General features: G+C 72.0%; 18 protein-coding genes. 6 read left to right on the plus strand and 12 right to left on the minus strand.

The genetic code is table 11. The annotated features are described in order from the left end of the window. Nucleotides 1-10: 10 nt before the first annotated feature. Nucleotides 11-313 (plus strand): hypothetical protein, encoded by a 303-nt coding sequence (locus tag WME89_RS45930; RefSeq protein WP_437621164.1) that lies wholly within the window; start codon nt 11-13, stop codon nt 311-313. 104 nt (nt 314-417) lie between these two features. Here WME89_RS45930 and WME89_RS45935 read toward each other — a convergent pair whose 3' ends face one another. The 4 genes from WME89_RS45935 to WME89_RS45950 all read right to left on the minus strand — a co-directional run bounded on the left by WME89_RS45935 (nt 418) and on the right by WME89_RS45950 (nt 4,987). Continuing rightward, on the minus strand, nt 418-2,136 hold the full coding sequence (locus tag WME89_RS45935; RefSeq protein WP_438005873.1) for a hypothetical protein: 1,719 nt from the start codon (nt 2,134-2,136) through the stop codon (nt 418-420). Between the two features lie 137 nt (nt 2,137-2,273). Continuing rightward, nucleotides 2,274-3,653, minus strand: coding sequence for a GH1 family beta-glucosidase (locus tag WME89_RS45940; protein WP_438005874.1), 1,380 nt, complete (start codon nt 3,651-3,653; stop codon nt 2,274-2,276). Nucleotides 3,654-3,699: 46 nt separating this feature from the next. Then, nucleotides 3,700-3,879, minus strand: a complete 180-nt coding sequence (locus tag WME89_RS45945; RefSeq protein WP_438005875.1) for a heavy-metal-associated domain-containing protein — start codon at nt 3,877-3,879, stop codon at nt 3,700-3,702. Between the two features lie 64 nt (nt 3,880-3,943). Further along, nucleotides 3,944-4,987: a hypothetical protein gene (locus WME89_RS45950; protein WP_437621168.1), complete on the minus strand. Its 1,044-nt coding sequence runs from the start codon at nt 4,985-4,987 to the stop codon at nt 3,944-3,946. Nucleotides 4,988-5,326: 339 nt separating this feature from the next. Here WME89_RS45950 and WME89_RS45955 point away from each other — a divergent pair, with 339 nt between their 5' ends. Both WME89_RS45955 and WME89_RS45960 read left to right on the plus strand, forming a co-directional pair. Further along, complete coding sequence (locus WME89_RS45955) at nt 5,327-6,118, plus strand: helix-turn-helix domain-containing protein (RefSeq protein ID WP_438005876.1); 792 nt, start codon at nt 5,327-5,329, stop codon at nt 6,116-6,118. A 14-nt stretch (nt 6,119-6,132) separates the two neighbouring features. Then, complete coding sequence (locus tag WME89_RS45960; RefSeq protein WP_438005877.1) at nt 6,133-6,561, plus strand: membrane spanning transport protein; 429 nt, start codon at nt 6,133-6,135, stop codon at nt 6,559-6,561. Between the two features lie 127 nt (nt 6,562-6,688). On the opposite strand, the gene WME89_RS45965 is transcribed toward WME89_RS45960, so the two are convergent. Together WME89_RS45965 and WME89_RS45970 are read right to left on the minus strand one after the other, a co-directional pair. Further along, nucleotides 6,689-7,111 carry a nuclear transport factor 2 family protein gene (locus WME89_RS45965; protein WP_438005878.1) on the minus strand — a complete coding sequence of 141 codons (423 nt, stop codon included), beginning with the start codon at nt 7,109-7,111 and terminating at the stop codon, nt 6,689-6,691. A gap of 134 nt (nt 7,112-7,245) precedes the next feature. Further along, a complete protein-coding gene (locus tag WME89_RS45970; RefSeq protein ID WP_438005879.1) occupies nt 7,246-8,472 on the minus strand; it encodes an ROK family protein in 1,227 nt (408 codons plus the stop codon). An 899-nt stretch (nt 8,473-9,371) separates the two neighbouring features. On the opposite strand from WME89_RS45970, the gene WME89_RS45975 reads away from it, so the two are divergent. Together WME89_RS45975 and WME89_RS45980 are read left to right on the plus strand one after the other, a co-directional pair. Then, the gene (locus WME89_RS45975; RefSeq protein ID WP_438005880.1) at nt 9,372-10,358 is read left to right on the plus strand and encodes a Kazal-type serine protease inhibitor family protein; all 987 of its coding nucleotides are present in this window, start codon (nt 9,372-9,374) and stop codon (nt 10,356-10,358) included. Nucleotides 10,359-10,548: 190 nt separating this feature from the next. Continuing rightward, nucleotides 10,549-10,962, plus strand: coding sequence for a hypothetical protein (locus WME89_RS45980; RefSeq protein ID WP_437621174.1), 414 nt, complete (start codon nt 10,549-10,551; stop codon nt 10,960-10,962). Nucleotides 10,963-11,068: 106 nt separating this feature from the next. Here the strand turns inward: WME89_RS45980 and WME89_RS45985 are convergent, their stop codons facing one another. The 3 genes from WME89_RS45985 to WME89_RS45995 form a co-directional block, all read right to left on the minus strand. After that, the gene (locus tag WME89_RS45985) at nt 11,069-12,061 is read right to left on the minus strand and encodes an NAD-dependent epimerase/dehydratase family protein (protein ID WP_438005881.1); all 993 of its coding nucleotides are present in this window, start codon (nt 12,059-12,061) and stop codon (nt 11,069-11,071) included. A 639-nt stretch (nt 12,062-12,700) separates the two neighbouring features. Further along, nucleotides 12,701-13,627: a metallophosphoesterase gene (locus tag WME89_RS45990; protein ID WP_438005882.1), complete on the minus strand. Its 927-nt coding sequence runs from the start codon at nt 13,625-13,627 to the stop codon at nt 12,701-12,703. A 253-nt stretch (nt 13,628-13,880) separates the two neighbouring features. Beyond that, nucleotides 13,881-14,996 carry an alpha-hydroxy acid oxidase gene (locus WME89_RS45995; protein ID WP_438005883.1) on the minus strand — a complete coding sequence of 372 codons (1,116 nt, stop codon included), beginning with the start codon at nt 14,994-14,996 and terminating at the stop codon, nt 13,881-13,883. Nucleotides 14,997-15,350: 354 nt separating this feature from the next. On the opposite strand from WME89_RS45995, the gene srmL reads away from it, so the two are divergent. Beyond that, nucleotides 15,351-16,505, plus strand: coding sequence for a PheS-related mystery ligase SrmL (srmL, locus tag WME89_RS46000; RefSeq protein WP_438005884.1), 1,155 nt, complete (start codon nt 15,351-15,353; stop codon nt 16,503-16,505). A 95-nt stretch (nt 16,506-16,600) separates the two neighbouring features. On the opposite strand, the gene WME89_RS46005 is transcribed toward srmL, so the two are convergent. The 3 genes from WME89_RS46005 to WME89_RS46015 form a co-directional block, all read right to left on the minus strand. Continuing rightward, nucleotides 16,601-17,611, minus strand: coding sequence for an expansin EXLX1 family cellulose-binding protein (locus tag WME89_RS46005; protein ID WP_438005885.1), 1,011 nt, complete (start codon nt 17,609-17,611; stop codon nt 16,601-16,603). Between the two features lie 295 nt (nt 17,612-17,906). Further along, nucleotides 17,907-18,740, minus strand: a complete 834-nt coding sequence (locus WME89_RS46010) for a Uma2 family endonuclease (protein WP_438005886.1) — start codon at nt 18,738-18,740, stop codon at nt 17,907-17,909. A 286-nt stretch (nt 18,741-19,026) separates the two neighbouring features. Further along, on the minus strand, nt 19,027-20,499 hold the full coding sequence (locus WME89_RS46015; RefSeq protein ID WP_438005887.1) for a hypothetical protein: 1,473 nt from the start codon (nt 20,497-20,499) through the stop codon (nt 19,027-19,029). Between the last annotated feature and the right edge of the window lie 46 nt (nt 20,500-20,545).

The following is a 20,545-nucleotide window of genomic DNA, read 5'->3' on the forward strand; positions in this document are numbered from 1 at the left end:
AGGACGAGGAATGAGCGACAAGACGAATGAGGATATCTATCGGGCTTACCTGCTGGCGTACTCGTGCAGCGGCGACGCCTCGAAGGTCGCGGTGTTCCAGGACGCACGCCCGCTGACCTCGGCGGTCGCCGCCGCGTTCGCCCTGGCGGAGCGCGATCGCCAGGCAGGCGAGCCGCCGGACACGTGGGATTCGCTCACCGAGCGCCTGCAGGCCATGTTCGACGATTTCGATCCGAACGGGTACGACCTGGCGAGCGGGGACGACGAGCCGCTCGACGACGAGGAAGACGGCGACGAGCCGATCGCCTCCTGAGCCGGCCGAGGCGCTCGCTCGCGGCGCGCGCCGGCGGCGCGCGCCGGCGGCGCGCGCCGGCGGCGCGGCTGCCCGCCCGGCGCTTCCGGGCGCGCGGCCGCGCCTCACGCCTCGTTCGCGCTGTAATCGGCAAAGACGACCAGGATCACGTACTGCGCCCAGGCCGCGCCCTTCGGCCGATGGTGGGTGACGCCGATGTCGAGGTGCAGCGCCCGCTGGCGAAGGAGCTCGGGCGGGAGCTCCAGGGCGTCGAGCGACGTCGTCTCGATGGCGAAGCCGCGCATGCTGCTCCCGTACTGCTGAACCGCCCGCTCCATGACCGCCTCGAGCGCGGAGCTCGTGTCCGACTCGCCCACGTGCACGAGGCGGAGCTCTTCCCCCATCGCCTGGCCCACGTCCGCGAGGCGCTGCGGAGGGGTCAGGCTCATCCGGCGGCGCGCGTCGATGACGCGGGAGAGCAGGAGGTTCACGTCCGCGGCGTGGTCGCTGCCGTGGTGGAAGCGGTACCCGGTGACCACCGCCCCGAGCCCGTCAGGCCCGCGCGTCAGGAGCGGGCCGAGCGCCACCTGCTCGATGTCGGGCGCGAAGAGCGTCACCCGCCCCATCGGCATCTCCAGCGCGGCCGCGAGCCAGTGGCCAGCGTCCAGCCCGCGCGGCGAGAAGCTCGAGACGAAGCTGCCGCTCCGGATCGTCCCGTCGACCTCCCAGCCCGCGAGCAGCCCGAGCGCGATCACGTCCACCTCCGGCCGCTCGCCCTCCCCGAGCGCCGCCGCGAAGTAGTGCGGCGCGAGCCGCGCGGCGGTGGCGGACTCGCGCGCCGCGAGCGCGACAGGGCGGAGCCCCACCCCCGCACGCGCGCTGTTCAGCTGCTCGAGCACCGCGCGCGTGAACTGCTCGGCGCTCGCCACCGGCCGCGACGCGGCGTACGCCTCGTCCTGGTACACCGGCGTCTCGCCGGCGCGCCGGGCGAGCACCTGGGCGAACGGCGTCGCGAGCACGCGCTTCGGCGCGGTGTACATGAGCTGGATCCACGCGCTGCGATCGGCCGGGTCGGGGCGGCAGATCACGCGGAAGCTCGGGCGCTGCACCGAGAGGTCCACGTTGCACGGGGCGACGCCCGCGCGCCCGCGGTTCACGTAGGCGGTCACCTGGCCCGCCGGCCTGGACAGGCGCCCCGCGATCGTCACCTCGCCCCGCGCATCAGGCACCGGGGAGAACGGCTCGAGCTGCGCCTCCTCGACGGCGAAGACGGCGCTCGCCACCGCGCGGCCGTCCCGCCGCTCGAACGAGAAGCCCACGACCTGGGCTCCGGCCTTGACGCCCTCCGCGACGCGCTCGCGAAAGCCGCTCCCCCAGCGCGCGAGCACCTCCTCGTCGGTCGCCGTCGGCGGGACCTCGCCGCCCACATAGGCGTATCCCCCCACCTCGCTCACGCCCCCGCACGCGGCGTTCATGAAGCGGCGCAGCGCCTGGGGGGGCGGCGCCTTGTGCTCGAGCATGAACCGCCCCAGCTCGCGCGCGGTGCAGCTCAGCGCGCGCGTGACGCGCGGCGGGCGCTCGGCGCCGCTCACCGTCTCGCTGAACGCCGCGCCCCAGGCGCCCTCCGGCTGCCACGTCTCGTCGCCGGCGACCTCCGGCAGCGCGCCCTCCGGAGCCCAGCCCGCGCCGACATCGATCTCCTGGGGCAGCGCCGGGAGCGCCGCCGGCTTCGCCTCGATGGCCGCGAGCGCGGCCTGGCTCGGGAACTCCGCCGCCGGCCTCGAAGCGACCGGCGCGCTCGCGCACGCGGAGAGCCCGAGCGCGAGCAGAGGGGCCTGAACCATCCGGAATGGCGCGGGGCGCAGCATGGACATGGAGAGCGAGGCTATCACCGGCGTCGGCCACCGGACGAAGTGCCCAGCAGCTCTCCGCCGCCGCGAGACGGCGCTGGTCCCGGCCTGACCCCGCCCCCGCGGCCGGCTCACCCGCCGAGGGTCGCGCCGTTCGAGGCGATGACCTCGCGGTACCAGTGCGCCGAGTCCTTGAGCACGCGCTTGCCGGTCGGATAATCGACGAAGACGAGGCCAAAGCGGTGCTTGTAGCCATGGGCCCACTCGAAGTTGTCCAGGATGGACCAGTGGAAATACCCGTTCACGGCCGCGCCCTCGGCGATCGCCCGGCGGAGCTCGATCAGGTGGCGCGCCATGAAGTCGATGCGCTGAGGGTCGTGGACCTTGCCGTCGAGCGAGATCCAGTCCCGGGTGGACAGGCCGTTCTCGGTGATCACGATGGGGCGCTTGTACCGCTCGTAAAAGAACCTGGGACCCCAGTAGAGACACTCGGGCGTGACGGACCACTCGAAGGCGGTGATCGGGTGTCCCACCGGGTGCGGCACGACCTCGGCGGCGCCGTTCGCCCCGGCGCGCACCGGGACTCCCCAGTAGACATTCACGCCGCAGAAGTCGACCGGCTGCGCGATGATCTCCATGTCGCCGCTCCGGACCTCGGGCAGCTCCTTCTCGAACAGGCGGAGCCCGTCCTCGGGGTACTTGCCGAAGAACACGGGATCCATCCACCACGTGTTGGTCCACGTCGTGCGCGCGTTCACCGCCCACGTGGCCGCCCGCGCGGCCTCGAGATCCTCGGGTGACGAGCTCGCGGGGTACTTCACCTGCGCGACCGGCGCATAATAGACGTTGCACTTGCCCGGGCTCGACGAGCGGATCGCCTGCACCGACTTGCCGTGCGCGAGCAGGACATGGTGGCACAGCCGCAGGACCTCCGCGAAGCGCAGCCGATCGCCGGGCGCGTGGCGCCCCTCGTAGTGGCCGGCGCCCGCGAACACCTGCGGCTCGTTGAGCGTCATCCAGTCCTTCACCCGGTCGCCGAGCTTCCGGACCACGACGCTCGTGTACTCGGCGAACCAATCCGCGCTGTCGCGGTTCAGCCACCCGCCCTTGTGGTAGAGCGCGAGCGGGAAGTCCCAGTGGAACAGCGTGGCATGAGGCTCGACGCCCGCCTCGAGCAGCGCGTCGACGAGCCGGTCGTAGAACGCGAGCCCGCGCTCGTTGACGGCGCCCGTGCCCTCCGGCAGGACGCGCGGCCACGAGATGCTGAGTCGGTAGGCGCGGAGGCCGATGTCGCGCATGAGGCCGACGTCCTCCTGATACCGGTGGTAGTGGTCGCAGGCGACATCGCCCGTGTGGCCGTTCCACACCGCGTCCGGCTTCCTGCAGAACATGTCCCACACGGACGGCCCCTTGCCGTCCTCGGACGCGGCGCCCTCGATCTGGTACGACGCCGCCGCAGCGCCCCAGAGGAACCCTTCCGGAAAGCCCTTCCCGCTCTGTTCTCGCGTCATGGTGGCCGCCACCATACCAAAGGCGGCCGACCTCCGCACCGCCGCGTCAGCCGGCGTCGCGCGCCTCGTACCCGGCCTCGGCCACGGCGGCGACGAGGGCTTCGGCCGCCGCGCTCCCCTCGACGATCGCCTCTCCGCGCTCGAGGCTCACCTCGCTCACCCGCGTCACGCCGGGGACCTTCGCGAGCGCCTTCGAGACCGCCTGGACGCAGTGATTACAGGTCATGCCTTCGATGGCGAGTCTATGCATCTCTCCCCTATGCCCCCTCGGCGCGGCAGCGTCAACGACGTCACCGCGGGCACGCCGGGCACGCCGGCCCGCCGCAGTCCACGTCGAGCTCGCCGCCGTTCCGCACCCCGTCGATGCACGAGGGCTCCTCGCACACGGCCGCCCAGCAGACGCCGGCCCCGCAGTCCGCGCCCGTCGCGCAGCCCTCGCCCGGCGGGCACGGCGACCACGGACCGCCGCAGTCGACGCCGGTCTCGGAGCCGTTGCGCACGCCGTCGGAGACGGTCGGGCTCTGGCACGTCTTCGGGCTCCCGAGGCACACGCCGGAGATGCAGTCCTGCGGGGCGGCGCACCGCGAGCCGTCCTCGCACGGTCGCCTGCAGATGCCGCCGCAGTCGACGTCGGCCTCGTCCGTGTCGCGCCGCAGGTTGATGCAGTGGCTCGGCGCGCAGAAGCCCCCGCCGTGCTGCGCGCCCACGGTCGGGACACAGATGCGGCTAGGCCCGCACTCGTCGTCCTCGACGATGCAGTCGAACGGGTGCGACTCGTAGCAGATCTGGTCGACCGCATAGAGCGCCATGAGGCTGATGCCGTTGTCGAAAGGCACGTTGACAGGCCTGTTCTCGGCCGAGCAGACATCGGACGTGCACAGGTTGCCGTCGTTGTAGATGTCGGCCGGATCCGCCGTGACCACGACCTCGCCTGTCTGCGTGCACTCGAGCTTCGCACAGTCGCCCCGCACCTGGGAGGGCAGCGGGCCCGGGTAGATGTCCACCTGGCACACCCTGTCCACGCACCGCCCGGCACCGCAGCGGGGGTCGGGCGGGCCGGCGCACTTCGCGTCGTTGTCGCACGCCGTCCCCGCCGTCCCCGGCGCGCAGCTGAACCAGCCCTCCTGGCACTCGCTGCAGGGACGGCAGGCGAGGAAGCAGTCAGGGGCCGTGTCTTCGGGCTCACAGCACAGCGTGTGGCCCTCCTGGACGCAGGTGCACACCCCGTCCGCGCACTCCGTGCCGGGCGCGTACTGGGTGTCCGACTCGCAGTCGGCCGTCGACTCGCAGCTCCCCCCGAGGTGGCTCGGACGCTCACACGAAGAAATCGCCACGATGATGAGAAATATAGAACCAACAACGCAATGCTTAAGATAACTGTCCATGCGTCCAGTCCTCCGGCACGAGGCCATGGCGCCAACACCCCGGCGGCCCCAATCCGCCGTGGTGTCGCTTCCAACTGGCGTTGATCCTACCCGGACCTGGCGCGGGTCTGCCAGACTTGACGACAGTTTTCGTCACTTTTCCTCAATGGAGGATCGAGGCTCCTGCAGGCATCACGTGATGCTTGCGGGCGCGCGTCTCGTCTCGTTGCAGATTCAGGTGCTCGCGGGCGCGTCACCGCTGCTGATGATCGCTTGCGCCGCCTGCGTCCGAGTGGTTCGCTCTCGGCCGTGACGGCTCGCGAGCACACGGCGCTGGTTGGCGAGGGCGGCGTGCACATCGTCGAGGGCGCCGGGGCGACGCGCCGCCATGCGCTCCACCTGGTGAAGCTGGTGGTGCCCGTCGACGGCCCTCTCGAGGTCGAGCGCGAGGGCGAGCGGCCGATCGCGGTGCGCGCGCCCGTGCTCACCGGCGCCGGCGTCGCGCACGCGGTCGGCTCGCCCGGCGCGACGGTGACGGCGTTCCTGCCGCCTGACGGGCTCGGCGCCGGCGCGCAGGCGGCCGCGCGTGGGCGGGTGCTCGTGCTCGACGGGGCGCAGGCCGAGCGGGTGCGTGGCGCGGCGCGCGACGCGCTCCGCGGCCGGTTCGATCACGCCGCCGCGCGCGAGCTCATGACCGCCTGCGCCCGCGCTTTCGCGCCGGGCGGCGCGCGCTCGCGCCCGCCGATCGACCGCCGCGTGCTGCGCGCCATGCGCCGCCTCGCGGAGCACGCCCCGGACCGCCCCGCGCTGGGCCCGCTGGCCGCCGCGGAGGGCCTGTCTCGCTCGCGGCTCTCCCACCTGTTCCACGACGCCTTCGGCCACCCGCTGCGCGACTACGTGACCTTCCTGCGCGTCATGTCGGCCGTCCGGGCGCTCGTGGACGGCATCGCGCCGGCGCGGGCGGCGCTCGCCGGCGGCTTCCATGACCAGGCGCACCTGGCGCGCGCGATCGCCGCCACGCTGGGCCGCACGCCGGGCGCCATCGCCCGCAGCCACTTCGTACAAGAGCCGGCCGCGTCCGGGCGCATGGTGGTCCCCTGAAACCAGGAGGACCCATGCCCCCTCGCGCTGTCGACGCCACCCGCATCGCCCTCGGCCTCATCATCCTGCTCGGCGGCATCAACGGCTTCGTGCGCATCGTGCCTGTGCCCGAGCCGCTCCATCCGTTCACGCAGCTGCTCGTCGACAGCGGCTACGTCTATGCCGTCAAGGCCGTGGAGCTCACCGCTGCCGTCCTGCTCCTCCTCGACCGCCGCCGCCCTCTCGCGTTGGCGCTGCTCTGGCCGGTCGTGGTGAACATCGCCCTGTTCCACCTGCTGCTCGACCACCGCGCCGGCGTCAACGCGGTGATCCTGCTCGGCCTCCTCGGCGCCCTCACCTGGCACGACCGCCGCGCTTTCGCGCCGCTCTTCGCCGAGGGGCGCGCCGGCTCGACCTCCGCCGCGGACGGCGCGGCGGGCGGGGAGCGCGCTTCGCCTGCATAGCGGCGCTCCGGGCGACGGTGGGCGGGATGAGAAATGTAGAGAAGGAGAGCCGCCAGGACGCCAAGAACGCCGAGAGGAGAGAGAATCTATCTATCTCTCTCATGGCGTCCCTGGCGCTCCTGGCTGTTCAATCTCTCTCGTTCTGAAAAGCACGCGCAGCGGCCTGACCCATCGCGTCCCAGATGACCTTGGTGTCGGTGAACTGCCGGAACCGTCGGACCTTGCCGTCCTCGATGTCGTAGACGTGCGCGGCGGCCGAGGTGAACGACCTGCCCGTCGTCCTGTGGACGCCCTCGTACCGCCCCAGGACGATCACCGAGCGGCTCGCGTCCAGATACTCCTCGACGGCGAAGCGCCACGTGGACCACTCGCCGCCGAGCGCCTCGAAGACGTCGGTCAGCACGGCCTCGACACCCCGGTGACTCTTCCCGTTCGGAAAACCCTCGTTCTGGATCCACGCGATGTCAGGCGCGCAGACGCTCCGGAAGGACTCGTAATCTTTCTCCCGGACAGCCCGGTACAGCCGCTCGATCAGCTCGACGTTGCTCATGAGCCCACCGGATAGCGCGCCCCCGCGCGACGGGCGAGCCCCGGGTCCCGGCACACGGTTGGGAAAGCCTCTTGACAAAGGCTCCCTTTTGCGCACGCGGCCGCGCGAGAGCGGCGGCGCGGCGCGGCGCGCCGCTACGGCGCGCTGTCCTGGAGGATGCCGTCGGGCACGAGCCGGAACGAGCGCACCGCGCCCTCGCGCGCGAGCAGGACCGCGCCGAGCAGGCCGGCCTCGCTGCCGAGCGGAGACGCGACGACCGGCACCTCGCCGGCGCGCACGGCGTGGCGCGGCAGCTCCTCGCGCACGCCGGCGAGGAGGACCTCGGGCGCGACGAGCAGCTCGCCGCCCAGCACGACGAGCTGCGGGTTGAGCAGGTTCAGGAGGAACGCGATGCCGCGCGCGAGCTGCCTTCCGGCCTCGTGGAAGACCGCGCGGGCGCTCGCGTCCCCGGCGAGCGCCGCGCTCCCGATGGCGGCGACCGCGTGCGGCCTGGGGAGCGCGGCGAGCAGGTCCGAATGCGCGGCCGCGGCCTCGGAGGCGCGCCGGAGCGCCATGACCGAGGTGAACGTCTCCAGGCAGCCGCGGCGCCCACAGCCGCAAGGCGGGCCGTCGTCGGCGATGCGGCAGTGGCCGATCTCGCCGCTGTACCCCTGCATCCCGAAGAACAGGCGCCCATCGACGACCAGGCCCGCGCCGACGCCGAGCCCGACATACACCCACACGTACGAGGCGTGCCCTCGCGCCTCGCCGAGCTGCCCCTCCGCCACCGCCGCCGCCTGAGGCAGGTTGTACACGGGCACCTGCATGCGGAGCGCGCGGCTGAGCTCTGCGCGCAGCGGGAACCGCTCCCAGCCCAGGTTGGGCGCGAGCACGCAGACGCCGCTCGGCCGCTCGATGAGCCCGGGCAGGATGGCGCACGCGCCGCGCAGCCGCTTCCGCGGCACCCCGGCGAGCTGCAGCACCTTCGGCACGAGCTCGACCACGTCGCGGACAGTCCGGTGCGGATCGCGCAGGACGGCCGGATGCTCCAGCCGCGCCCGCAGCCGCCCGCGCGCGTCCGCCACGGCGACGGCCGTCTGCTCGACGCCGATCTCGATGCCGAGGTACGCCGCGCTCTCGTCGTTGAACTCGAGGAGGCGCGCCGGGCGGCCGCCGCGCGACTCGGTCCCGACATCGCGCACGCTGCCGCTCCCCAGGAGCTCCTCGATTATCGCCGAGACCGTCGGCTTGGTCAGCCCGCTCAGCCGCGCGAGGTTGGTGCGCGAGATCGGGCCGTGCTCCTGCACGAGCTCGAGCACGAGGGAACGGTTCAGCTCCCGAGGGGTGCGGTTGTTGGCGGTCTTGTCGGTGGGACGGACCATTCGAGCAGACCAAGACTTAGCCGCGCCACCGCAGCGAAAGCAAGAGGCGTCGCCACGCGCCTGTCACGAACGCCCGCGTCCCCGAGCGCGCGCCTCTGCCCTTGCCCCTTCGTCTGGTCTGTCTGGCCATGCCTGGTCTGGCCTGGCCTGGCCGCGCGGACTGCGCACCACCCGCCCGCCGCGCGCGAGCGGCCGAGCGCTTTATGTCAACATCACAAGGGCTGAGCCCGAAGACGACCACGCCCGAGCGGCGGCCCTCCGAGGTCTTCCGCGTAGCAAACTGCCCCGCACGGAGGGATGCGGTCGTACGGTGAGCGCCCCCGTGTGGCGGAACGCCTCAGGGGCGCGTGTGATGTGGGAACAGGGTGTGCGCGCTGCCTTCTCGCCACCGGCGCCCCGCCCCGGCGTGAAAACTACGCCATGACCGCCGCGCTCCTCGCTGCCCGGCGCCGGAGAGAGGGTGGCGAGCGGGCTCATCGCTCTTCGCGGGGAACGCTGATTGCAACCGCATGAGGCAGCAGATGTCGAGTCGATGAGAGCTGATCACGTGGATGAATGAGGAGAGCGATCGTCAAGGCGCTGGAGTGTGGACATATCGACGCACTACCACCCCAGGTCGAGCGAGAGCTCGGCGGTATGGAGGACACAGCGATATCGCAGCGGGACGCAGGGCTCATGGCCGCTGCGCCGCGAGGGCGGCTCGGGCCGCGCTCTCCGGCGGTGATTGACGGACCCGCTCTCGGGTCCTAGCAACCGCCTGGCCGGATAGCTGACGGATGGCTGACCGACGCAGCTCGCCTTTTGGCGGCGCTGGCGTTGCCCTGTTCGCGCGCGATTCGCATTTCCGAGGAGACGCCCGGAGCGCTGGGCCCGTCTCTTCACGAGGAGTTTTCACGATCATGAAGATGGCGGATGTTCTGGGTGCTGTTCTCGCTGTGACGCTCGCCGGCTGCACGGCATCATCGGACGATGCCGAGGTCGGGGATCCAGAGGAGACAGGGACTGTCGAGGGCACGCTCACGCTGAGCGACGTGGCGGCTGTCCCGGCGTATTTCGATCACGAGAACCGCTTCACCGTGGACCGCGGCGACGCTGTCTACGCGCACTTCACGAGCCATCCGGGCAGGACGATCACGCTCGACCTGCGGGCGATCGCCGGGGCCAGGGACGCCGCGGTCGCCTTCAAGCTCCACGAGGTCACGAGCAACGGGAAGCTGCGGCAGATCCCGCGGAACGGGGGCACCCGGGCGGCCTCGGCGACGTGGCGGAGCCAGGGCACCGGGGCGTACGTCGTGCAGATCGCCGCTCCGCGCGCCGTCTCCGAGCTCGAGCTCCGCCTCTCCTGCGCCGGCGGGATCTGCTCGCCGCTCGCGCAGCCCGGCGCCATGTGCGGGGGCATCGCGGGCATCCGCTGCGCGGAGGGCCTGTACTGCGACTTCGCTCCCGAGGCGAACTGCGGCGCTTTCGACAGGAGCGGTACGTGCGAGTTCGTGCCCGAGGTGTGCAGGCAGGACTACGATCCGGTCTGCGGCTGCGACGGCCGGACGTACGGCAACGACTGCGTCGCGGCGATGGCTGGCGTCTCCGTGAAGAGCCTCGGGGAGTGTGGCCCCACGGTGGTTGGGCTCGACGAGAGCTGCGGCGGCTTCACGCTGGGCGGGCCGCGCGTGTGCGGAGAGGGGCTTTACTGCAAGTACGCGCCCGACGCGATCTGCGGGCGCGCGGACGCGTCCGGCCTCTGCGCGGAGAAGCCCGAGGTCTGCACGAAGGAGCTCGCGCCCGTGTGCGGCTGCGATGGCCAGACGTACTCGAACGCTTGCGTCGCGGCCGCGAGCGGGATCTCGGTCGATCAGCGGGGCTCGTGCGCGAGCCCGCCTGTCGAGTGAGGGACATCGGCGCGCCCTCCTGCCTGCTGGACCGGCGCTACAGCGCGGGGAGAAACATGCAGGGCGTCCTGTCGCCGCGCCAGGCGGTGGCGGTCGTCGCAAGACGCTCGCTTCCGCGGATCGCGTCGCGTAACGTGGGGCGCGGCGCTCCACGTCGACCTCCGGGCGGCGTGAGGCGCGGGAGAACGACATGCACGACTCGCCACTTCCCGTCGATGTCCGCCATGAATCGGAGCGGGGCAGCGTCGAGATAGCCTATCCGGGGCGCCACGTCATCTACTACCGCCTCGCCGGGCACATCGACGCTCCGCTCCTCGCCACCCTCGTGAAGCCCACGCTGCAGGGCGTGGCGCTCCACGGGCACATCGACGAGTTCCTCGATTGCACGCGCGTGACCGGCTATGACTCGGTCGTCCGCGTCCGCCTCGTCGAGTACCTCCGGGCCGTGCGGGCGAGCGCGTCGGTGACCGAGCACGTGCTCGTCGCGGCCACGATCGTGACCGTGGGGGCCTGGCTCATGAAGATCGCCGTCGGCGGGATCGAGATCTACCGCGATCGTGCCAGGTTCGAGGCGGCGCTCGGCCGCGCGCTGCACGCGAGCTGACGCCCCGAGCTGGAATGGTCTTCGTGGGGTCGAGGATGAGCGTGTCGCGACGGACACCGGGGCTATCGTTGAGGTGACAGCGCACCGCCGGGCGCCGTCTCGTTCATCAACCGGGGTACCACGTGATCCGCGGATCATCGGGCGCGCGCACGTAGTCGAAGGCGGCATCCGCGAGTCGCGCCAGGTTGTACTGCGGCCGCCAGTCGAGCAGGAACCTGGCCTTCGCGTTGTCCAGCCAGGTCGAATGGTACGGCGTCTTCACCCGCACGCTCGGCAGGCCCCGGGTCGTCTCCAGGTAAGACGCCAGCTCGCCGTAGTCCACCGGCTCATCCATGCAGATGTTGAAGGTCTGCTGGCGCGCCTTCTCATGACCGATCGCCTTGAGGATCGCGGCGACCAGATCATCGACGTGCACGAAGTTACGCTTCACCGGCTTGCCGTCAGGGTCGAGCATCACCGGGACGGCGCCTGAGCGGACGTGACCCTCTGCCGCCTCGGCCCCGACAAGATCGCGCCACCTCGGCCCCCCGAACACGTCGTCACCGAACGACAGCTGGGCCTTGAAGTCGTCTTTCTCCATGATCCACGGCGCGCGCAGGCAGCACCCGTTCAGCCCGTACTGGAGGTAATATTGCTCGAGCATGACCTCCTCGAGCACCTTGGAGAGCGCATAACACCCGGGGTAGGCGCTGTGCTTCTGCGCCTCCGTGACGGGGGCGGGGTGCGGGTAGAAGAAGTGGCCCATCCCGGCGTCGCCCCCGATCAAGATGAACTGCTCGAATGCAGGGCTGACGCGGCAGGCTTCGAGCAGCCAGAACATGCCCTTGATGGCCACGTCCATGATGCTCTCGGGCGTCTCCTTGCTGGTCGCCAGGTGCAGCACGTGGCTCACGCCCTCCACGGCCTCCCTGGCCACGGCGCGATGCTCGAGCGACCCACGTACAACGTCCAGGCGCGCCGTCCGCTCCAGCATGCGGTTGTGACACAGCGCGCGGACCTTCCAGGCCTCGAACCTGGGCTCCGACAGGAACCTGCGGATGAAGGCCTGGCCCACCTTGCCCGCCGCCCCGGTGACCAGAATCGTCTTTGTCTCACTCATTCCATCGCTCCTTGCACTTCGGCATCATCTCTGGACTGTACGTCGCCGGCCCTGGCTGCTCATGAAGCGCGCCGAGCGGCTCAGGACCCGCGGCATGACGATGAAGCTCAGGAGCAGTAGCCACCCCATCATCGAACAGCTGGCGTCGCCGTACGACGCAACCAGATATCCATGATGCAGCCCCCCGGAGAGGCCTGCTGCTGGGCCGGATGCGTCGAACCGCTTCCGGGGTCCCACCGCCGCTGCCGGCTGCACCGGGGTTCCACCGCCGCTGGGATCGTTGCTGCACAGGGTCGCCACTGGCCAGGACCGCGATCCCAGCCGCGAGCGACATGACCGGTCGCTATCTCATGACTGCTCCTGGATGCGCATGATGGCCCATCCGGAGCGAAGCAAAAGCGTGACTACAGGTCGGCATTGTCAACGCTCACATGGCCGGTGTCAACGTCGATCGACCAACCCGCCGCTCGGACAGCGAGAAAATCGCCCATGTGATCGTTCACAATTTTACCCGGCCAGCGCGCTCGCGCGCCGTACCGCGGCACGCCATCCAGCTCGTCCCTGCTTCCGCGCTCAGCGTGGGCCCGGGTCACTCGGCACGACCCGCGCGGCAAGGGGACGACCTCGGGCGCTGCAGCGCTACGGCTCTCCGCCGCCGGCGCTCCCCGGGCCCTGCTGGCCCTGCCGGACCGCCCGCGCCCGGCGCTCGCGGTTCCTCGCCACACGCGCCGCCCGGCTCGCCAGGAGCTCCGGCGTCGGCTTGCGCCCCTGGTGCGGCACCTGCTCCGCGTGGTGCTCGTCGAACGACCCTGGCTCGCTGCCGAGCTCGAAGATCGCGACCTCGCGCTGGCCGCGCTCGCCGAGCCGCAGCGGCATCACCGCCGCGCCGATCCCCGCGCCCACGTAGACCGCACCCTGGCCGGGCTCGGCCCGCTTGCGCGTGCCGTAGAGCCCGTGGATGTACCGGTGCCCGGCGATCTTGCCGATCGCGAGCTCGTTCAGGCGCGCGACAGTGACCTGGCCCGCGTGCGTGTGGCCCGAGAGCACCAGCGGGATGCCGTGCCGCCAGAGCCCGTCCGCCTCCTCGGCGATGTGCGAGAGGCCCAGCGTCGGCAGATCGCGCCGCATCCCCTTCACCGCCTTCTCGCGCGACGCGTGGCCGGTGTAGGCGTCGTCGAGCCCCACCACCTGCAGCCGCTCATGGCCCAGCGTGATGACCGTGCTCGCGTTGCAGAGCACCGCGGCGCCGCCCCGCTCGAGCGCGCGCTTCACCGCGTCCGCGCCCGACCAGTGATCGTGATTCCCCAGCACGGCGATCACCGGCGCCTCGAAGCCGCGCACGACCTCTTCCAGCTGATCGAGGTAGAGCTGGCTGTGGCACACGAAGTCGCCCGTGAGCACCACCAGATCGGGCCGCTGCTGGTTCGTCAGCGTCACGGCCGCGCGCTGGACCCGCACCGATGTCACCCGGCCGACGTGCTGATCGGTCAGGTGGGCAATGCGCAGCGAGGACATCTGGTCGAGGTAGGCAGCCGGCCCCGCGAAGCGCCGGAGGCGAATCCCCATGGTCGGGTCCGCCAGCCCCGGTCCCGATTCCTCTCCTGAGGGCCCAGCGCCCCGCCGGAAGAGCCCCCGCCACCGGTCCCTCGCAGGTACAGCGCCGTTCACTGCTGGCGAGTCTACGGGCGAGGTCGAATGGCCGCCACCTTTTCTTTCGTCGAAGACACCTTCATCCCGGGGAGCGCAGCAATCCAGCGGGAGTTTGCGTTGACAGCGCGTGTGACAGCACCAACCGTGGAAAACTCCGCGCTCGTGCGACTCAGGTATCCATTCTGGCGGGCCGGGCCCGCCGGACGAGGTCGCGATCGAGGGATGCCAGGGTAGGACAGCCCGCGAGCGCCATGGCGATCGAGAGCTCATCGCGCAGGGCCGCGAGCACGCGCGCCACCCCGTCGCCGCCGAGCGCGGCGAGTCCCCACAGGACTGGTCGCCCGACCAGCACCGCGCGGGCGCCGAGCGCGAGCGCCTTCAGCACGTCCGTACCCCACCGGACACCGCCGTCCATCAGCACCGGACATCGCCCGGCGACCGCATCGACGACGGCGGGGAGGACCTCGATCGTCGCGGGTGCGCCGTCGAGCTGCCGCGCGCCGTGGTTGGAGACGATGACGCCGGCCGCGCCGCAGCCGAGCGCGCGGACCGCGTCGTCCGGCCGGATGATGCCCTTGAGCAGGATGGGCAGCCGCGTCAGCGAGCCGAGCCACTCGACATCACGCCACGTCAGGGAGGCGTCGTGTCGCGAGGCGACGTAGGCCGCGAGCAGCGAGCCCCTCTCCGCGACCGGGGCGCCCGCCGTGGCGTCGAGGAGGTTCGCCATCACGAGCCCCTCGGGGAGCGCGAAGCCGTTGCGCACGTCCGCGATCCGGCGGCCGAGGAGCGGTGTGTCGACGGTGAGCATCAGCGCGCGATAGCCCGCGGCCTCGGCCCGCTCGACGAGAGAGCGCGTGAGGCCGCGGTCCTTGTGGACGTAGAGCTGGAACCACTTCGGCCCTGGCGACGCCTCGGCGACCGCCTCGAGGCTCGTCGTCGAGAGCGTGGAGAGCGTGAAGATGGTCCCGAGCTCCGAGGTCGCCCGCGAGGAGGCGAGCTCGCCCTCGGGGTGCGCGAGGCGCTGATAGGCCGTCGGCGCCACGAGGATGGGGAATGGCAAGCTCGTGCCGAGCAGGGTCGTGCTCATGTCGCGCTCGGCCACGTCGACGAGCACGCGGTAGTGGATCTCGAGGCGGCGGAAGGCGCGGCGGTTCTCCCGGAGCGTCCGGCCCTCGTCGGCCCCTGATCGGTAGTAGTCATAGGCCATCCTGGACAGGCGAGCGCGCGCGGCGCGCTCGAAGTCGTCGACGGTGAGCAGCGACGGGGCGGGGCGAGGGTCTTGCACGGCGTTCTCCTGGAGAGCCCAGCGATACGTCCTGACCGCGGGCGGCGGCCATCGTACCAGCTGAGATGGCGGCCATCCGGCTTGGCAAGCGCGCCGAGCTGCGGTATGCTCACGGTCGCAATGCGCTGGACCGCCACCGCCGCCGCTCGTCGATTTACCGGCCCCTCGACCCAGGCCGGGCGTCGAGAGGTGCGGGCGTAGCGTTTGTCGTTCCAGGTTCCAGCGCCAGTCCCTCTCGCAGCGTGATCGCCGTGAGGCGGCCCCGGCTTCGGTCCGGGGGGTGACCCGAGGTTCGCGCCGCCCTCTCTGCGGCGGCGCGTGGGCACACAGCACGCCTTGCCTGCGAGGGTTTCCATGTCACGTCATGTCCTTGACGAAGGCGCGCGCGAGCGCGCGCTTTCTCTCCGAGATCTCACCGATCCGGCCCTGGGGCCGCACGCGATGCAGCTCCTCCTCGACGAGATGGTGGGGTCGCTTCAGCGCACCTTCGGGTGCGAAGTGATCGTCCACCGCGCGAGCCCCATCGTCTCGATCGAGGACAACTACGACAGGCTGCACTATCCGCCGGACGGCGCCGCGCGCGACGCGCGCTACACGCGGTATGTCTCCGAGACAGAGGTGCTGAGGACGCAGACCTCGGCGATGATCCCGCCGCTGCTCCGGCGGCTCGCGCAGCCCGAGGGCGGGCCGGTCGACGACGTGCTCCTCGTCTGCCCGGGGCTCGTCTACCGCCGGGACACCATCGATCGGCTGCACACGGGTGAGCCGCACCAGGTCGATCTCTGGCGCATCCGCCGCGGGCCCGCGCTGACGGCGGAGGATCTGCGCGGGATGGTGGAGACCGTCGTCGCCGCCGCGCTGCCGGGGCGCCCGCTCCGCTGCGCGGCGGCGGTGCACCCCTACACGACGGAGGGGCTGCAGATCGACGTCGTGGAGGGCGACGGCTGGGTGGAGGTCGGCGAGTGCGGCCTCGCGCTGGGCGCGATGCTCGACGAGGCGGGGTTATCCACGGGCAGCTTCTCGGGGCTCGCGATGGGGCTCGGGCTCGACCGCGTCCTGATGCTGCGCAAGGGCATCGACGATATCCGGCTGCTGCGCGCCACGGACGCGCGCATCGCCCGGCAGATGCTCGATCTCGCGCCGTACCGCCCGGTCTCGTCGCAGCCGCCCGTGCGGCGCGATCTGTCGATCGCGGCGCGGCGCGACACGACGGCCGAGGAGCTCGGCGACCGGGTGCGGGCGGCGCTGGGCGAGCGGGCGCCGTCGGTGGAGCTCGTCGAGGTGGTCTCGGAGACGCCGCACGAGGCGCTGCCGCCCGCCGCGGTCGAGCGGCTCGGGAGCGCGCCCGGGCAGAAGAACGTGCTGCTGCGCGTGGTGATCCGGGACGTCGAAAGGACGCTCACGCACGAGGAGGCGAACGCGCTGCGCGACGAGATCTACGCCGCGCTGCACGAGGGGAGCGTTCACCAGTGGGCCGCCGGGCGGCCGCCCTCGGGGCGGGGGGCCTAGCGCGCGATCGACCGGACTGGTTGCTCGGCCGGGGCAACCAGTCCGGGCAACCCGGTCCGGGGCAACCAGGTAGCCAGTCCGGGGCAGGCGGGCGGTCAGCGGCAGGCGGGGAGCTGAGCGCTGGCGGGCTGGTCTCCGGCCTTGAGGTCCAGCATCGCTTCCAGGGTGGAGCCGTTGATGTCGGTGACGCGGACATGGTAAGGCGCAGCCCCCATGTTCCCGTCGCCGACAACGAAGTAGTTGTACGACTGCCGCGTGGCCGTCTGCCACGTGCCGTTGATCTCGACTTCCAGCTTCTCGATCGGGTGCGCGTGCCCCTCGACGATGATCTCGTTCCAGTAGCGGTTCGTCGGGTCCTTGAGGCGGAAGGTGAGGGGGCCAGTCGTCGGGCACGGGATGTAGCGCCAGGAGATCTTCCCCCCGGCGCCGCCGTGGGTGGTCCCCACATACCCCTCGCGCTCTTCGCCGACCTTGAGAAAGGCGCTCTTGCTGAGATCGATGTGGCCCGCCGTGCACTTCGGGTTCGTGGCGATCGGGCACTGGTCCACGACCATGGCCTGCACGCTCCGCCCGTCGTCCCGCGTGACCTCCACGCAAGCGCCGCACATCGCCGCGGCGTTGTAGTCCGCGGTGTTCATGGCGGCGAAGTACTGGCCCCCGCCGAACGGGACGTGCGCGACGATGTCCGGGTTCCGCCCCGTGATCTGGTAGCTGCAGTTCACCTCGGTCGAGCCCATGTCGAGCGTGTAGAAGGTGACGGAGCCGTCCTCGTACTCGGCGGGATAGCCGCAGCTCGCGGACGCGCCGCCCGCGCCGGTCGTGGTGGCGGCCGCGGTGGTGGCGGCGGTCGTGCTGCTGGGCTCGCCGGTGCTCGTCGAGGTCGCGCCGGTCGTCGTGGAGCTGCCCGGGCCGGCGCCCGTGCCCGTCGCGGTGACCCCGCCGCCGCCGGCGCCGCCCTGCCCGCCGGTGGCGGTCGAGGTGCTCTCCGTAGCTCCGCCGGAGTCGCCGGAGTCGCCGCTGCCGTCGTCACCACAGCCAGCAACGCCGAGGGCGAGCAGCGACACGAGGGGCCATAAAATGCCCGTGGGCACGTAATCTAGCTTCATCTCGGCTCCTTAAGATTTACGACAGGAGTGGATTCGCGGATCCACGGGGCTGGCTTACGCCAGGAGGGGGAGTGACGCAACAGCCTCGGCGCGCTGTCGTGCCCTGAGACAAGGGCCCTGGCGCACATCGCGGGACAGGGAGGGGTCGTGGATCGAGCGGACTCCTGTGCTCGACCGAGCGGGGAGCGCGGGAGTCTCCGCCGGCGGGGACACGTGCACGCCCCGAGGGAGCTGGCGATTCGCCTCGTGTCCGCTCGACTCGACGCGATGATATGGCAGGCAGGCGGGCGCGAGACTAAGGCCAGCGGCGCTCGCGCTTGAGGCGCTCGCGCAAGGCGAGCAGCTCCGCTTCCTTCATGGCGTCGAGCGCCGCCTCGCGCTCGGGCGAGAGCTCGATGGCGAGCAGCTCGCACAGGTCCCGGAGACCGGTGCGCAGGCCCTCTTCGCGCCCCGACGCCTGGACCGCAGCCAGGCTCTCGTATCCCTTGCGCTGGAGCAGGTTGCGCAGGGTCACCTCGTGCGCCGCCTCGCGATCGTAGAGCGCCTCGACCGGAACCGAGTTCTTGAGCACGCCCGGCGCCTCCAGCGCCTCGCCCGGGTACGCCACCCGCGCCGGACTCAGCGCGGGCTGCCGCCGAGCGCGCCCGCCAGACGGCGACAGCGCCGGGGACCGGCCCCCACGATCGGCCGGACTCGCGCCCGCCTCGTACACCTCGACCCGGCGCGCGCCGCTCAGCCGGACAACCCAGATCCAGCGCGTGCCGGCCGAGAGGAGCTCGACCACCTTGCGCTGCAGCTCGCCCTCGTCTTGCCCCGTATCCGCGTACTCCACGGCGAGTGGCGGCGCCGCGCTCGCCCAGCCGGGCTTGTCATGCACATTGCCTACCGAGATGTCCGGCGCCCGGAGCATGTCCGGGCGCACGGCGACGCCGACGTCCACACCGGCAGACTCGACCGCTGGATCGGTGTCCAGCACGGAGCCGCCCACCAGGTTGCCGCGCCCGCCGCGCTCCCCGGTCGGCAAGCACTCGACCAGCTCTCCTTCCGAGAGCTCGTAGGGATCGCCCGGTCGGATGTCGTCGGCCGTGAGGGGAGAACGTGGCGGAGCGCCCATGGGGTATCTTCTCATACCTCCTTGTTCCGGGCAGGCCGGCGCGTCGATCTCGGTTTCTGCGCGCCGCGGGAGACGAGCGCCGGGAGCGGCCCGGGCCGCGGCGCCGCGCTCACCTGGCGCCGGACCGAGGCATCGCCTTGAATTCTTCGGAAAATTCACAAGGAGGCGGGGAGACGGGGAGGGAAGTCTTCACTACTCCCCGTCTCCCCGCCTCCCTGTTCAATTTCCCCGCTGAAAAAGGGCTGCGAAATGAGGGGGCTCCTCAGGGCGCCGGAGCATCAGCGCCAGGTGAGCGCGGCCTTCAGGGGCCCACGGCGCGCTGCTCGACGAAGGTGCCGGCGCTTGTCGTGTACGCCAGCCAGAGCGAGCCGTCGCGGTCCGCCTCGATCGCCACGTGCTTGAACGATTTACCCTCCACGGCGAGGCAGCGCGCGTGAAACCGCCCTTCGCCGTCGAGCTGCCCGATCTCGAGCGCGTGCCGCGCCCCGGGCTCGCGCGCTGTCGGCCGGACCCGGGCCACGTGGATCGGCGTGACCCCCTGCGTGGCCGCGATCGGCGCGGGGCTGAGCCCGTTCGGGTAAAGCGACCAGACCGCCGGCATGTCGTCGCGCGGCGCGTCGTCGATGCGGATCGCCGCCATGCCGAACGCCGAGATGTCCCTCGCCGCCGGGAGGAGCACGTACGCGGGCCCGTCGGCCCCGCGGGCGAGCGCGCCGCCCATCCGCGACTCGCCCGCGTCTCCGACGAAGAGGACCGCGTCAGGCCCGAGCTCGAGCTTCCCCTCCGCCGTGAGCCCCAGCGTGCGGGCGTGAACCGGCGTGAGCGCCGACCGCGCGTCGATGTACATCGCGAGCGCTCCCCCCTTCCACGGCGACAGGGCGACGAACGTCGCGCCGCTGCCCTCCGCGGAGAGCGGCACGGCAGGCCCGTCGTCGAGCACCGCGAAGGCCTGCGTGACGGCCCCCTCGCTGGTCTTGCGATCCGAGAGAAAGGCGAGGAGCGTGCGCCCGCCGGGCAGCGAGACGGCGGAGATCGACGTGCCCCGCCGCCCGGCGCCGAGGGGCGGCGCCGCCCCGCCAGCCAGCGGCGTCCTCCGGATCGTGCCGCCCTGGTCCATGCAGAACACGAACCCGGAGGCCACCTCGCACGCCGGCCAGGACGCGCGCGCTGGCTCCCCGCTGCCCGTCCCGGCGTCGGGCGAGGCGCTGCCCGTCCCCGCGTCCGGCGAGGCGCTGCCCGTCCCCGCGTCCGGCGAGGCGCTGCCCGTCCCCGCGTCCGGCGAGGACCCCTGGCGCGGCGAGAGCGGCCCGAGGAGCGCGCCGAACGCCGGCGTGACGTGCTGCGCCACGCCGTCGCGGTTGAAGATCACCCGGAAATCCGCGCGCGCCGCCGCGTCCGGGGCCCACAGCAGCGCCGGGCCCCGGAGCGACAGCGCGAGGGGGCCCCGGCGGAGCTTGCAGCCGGCGTCCGGCGCCGCCGCCGTGACCGCCGCATCCGCGGCGGCGTCGGGCGCTGCGGCGTCCGGTGCCGCCGCGGACGCGTCCAGAGCAGCGGACGCGTCCGCCGCCGCCCCCGCATCCAGCGCCGCCGCGCTCGCCACGGCCGCCGCCGTGCTCGCAGCCGCGGCCGGGACAGGCGCGACGGAGGAGGCCGACGCGGCCGCGTCGGCGCCGGGCGCCGGCGCTGGCCCCGCGTCGGGGGCGCCAGCGCCGCCGCGGCAGGCGGCCAGCGCCGCCAGCGCGAGGAGACGGGCACGGAGAGGCGAGGAGCTCACGACCGTGGCCCGACGCCGATCAGCGCCAGGATGTTCCCCGTGCGCG

It is taken from the genome of Sorangium sp. So ce321, assembly GCF_051530195.1.
GTDB lineage: Bacteria > Myxococcota_A > Polyangia > Polyangiales > Polyangiaceae > Sorangium.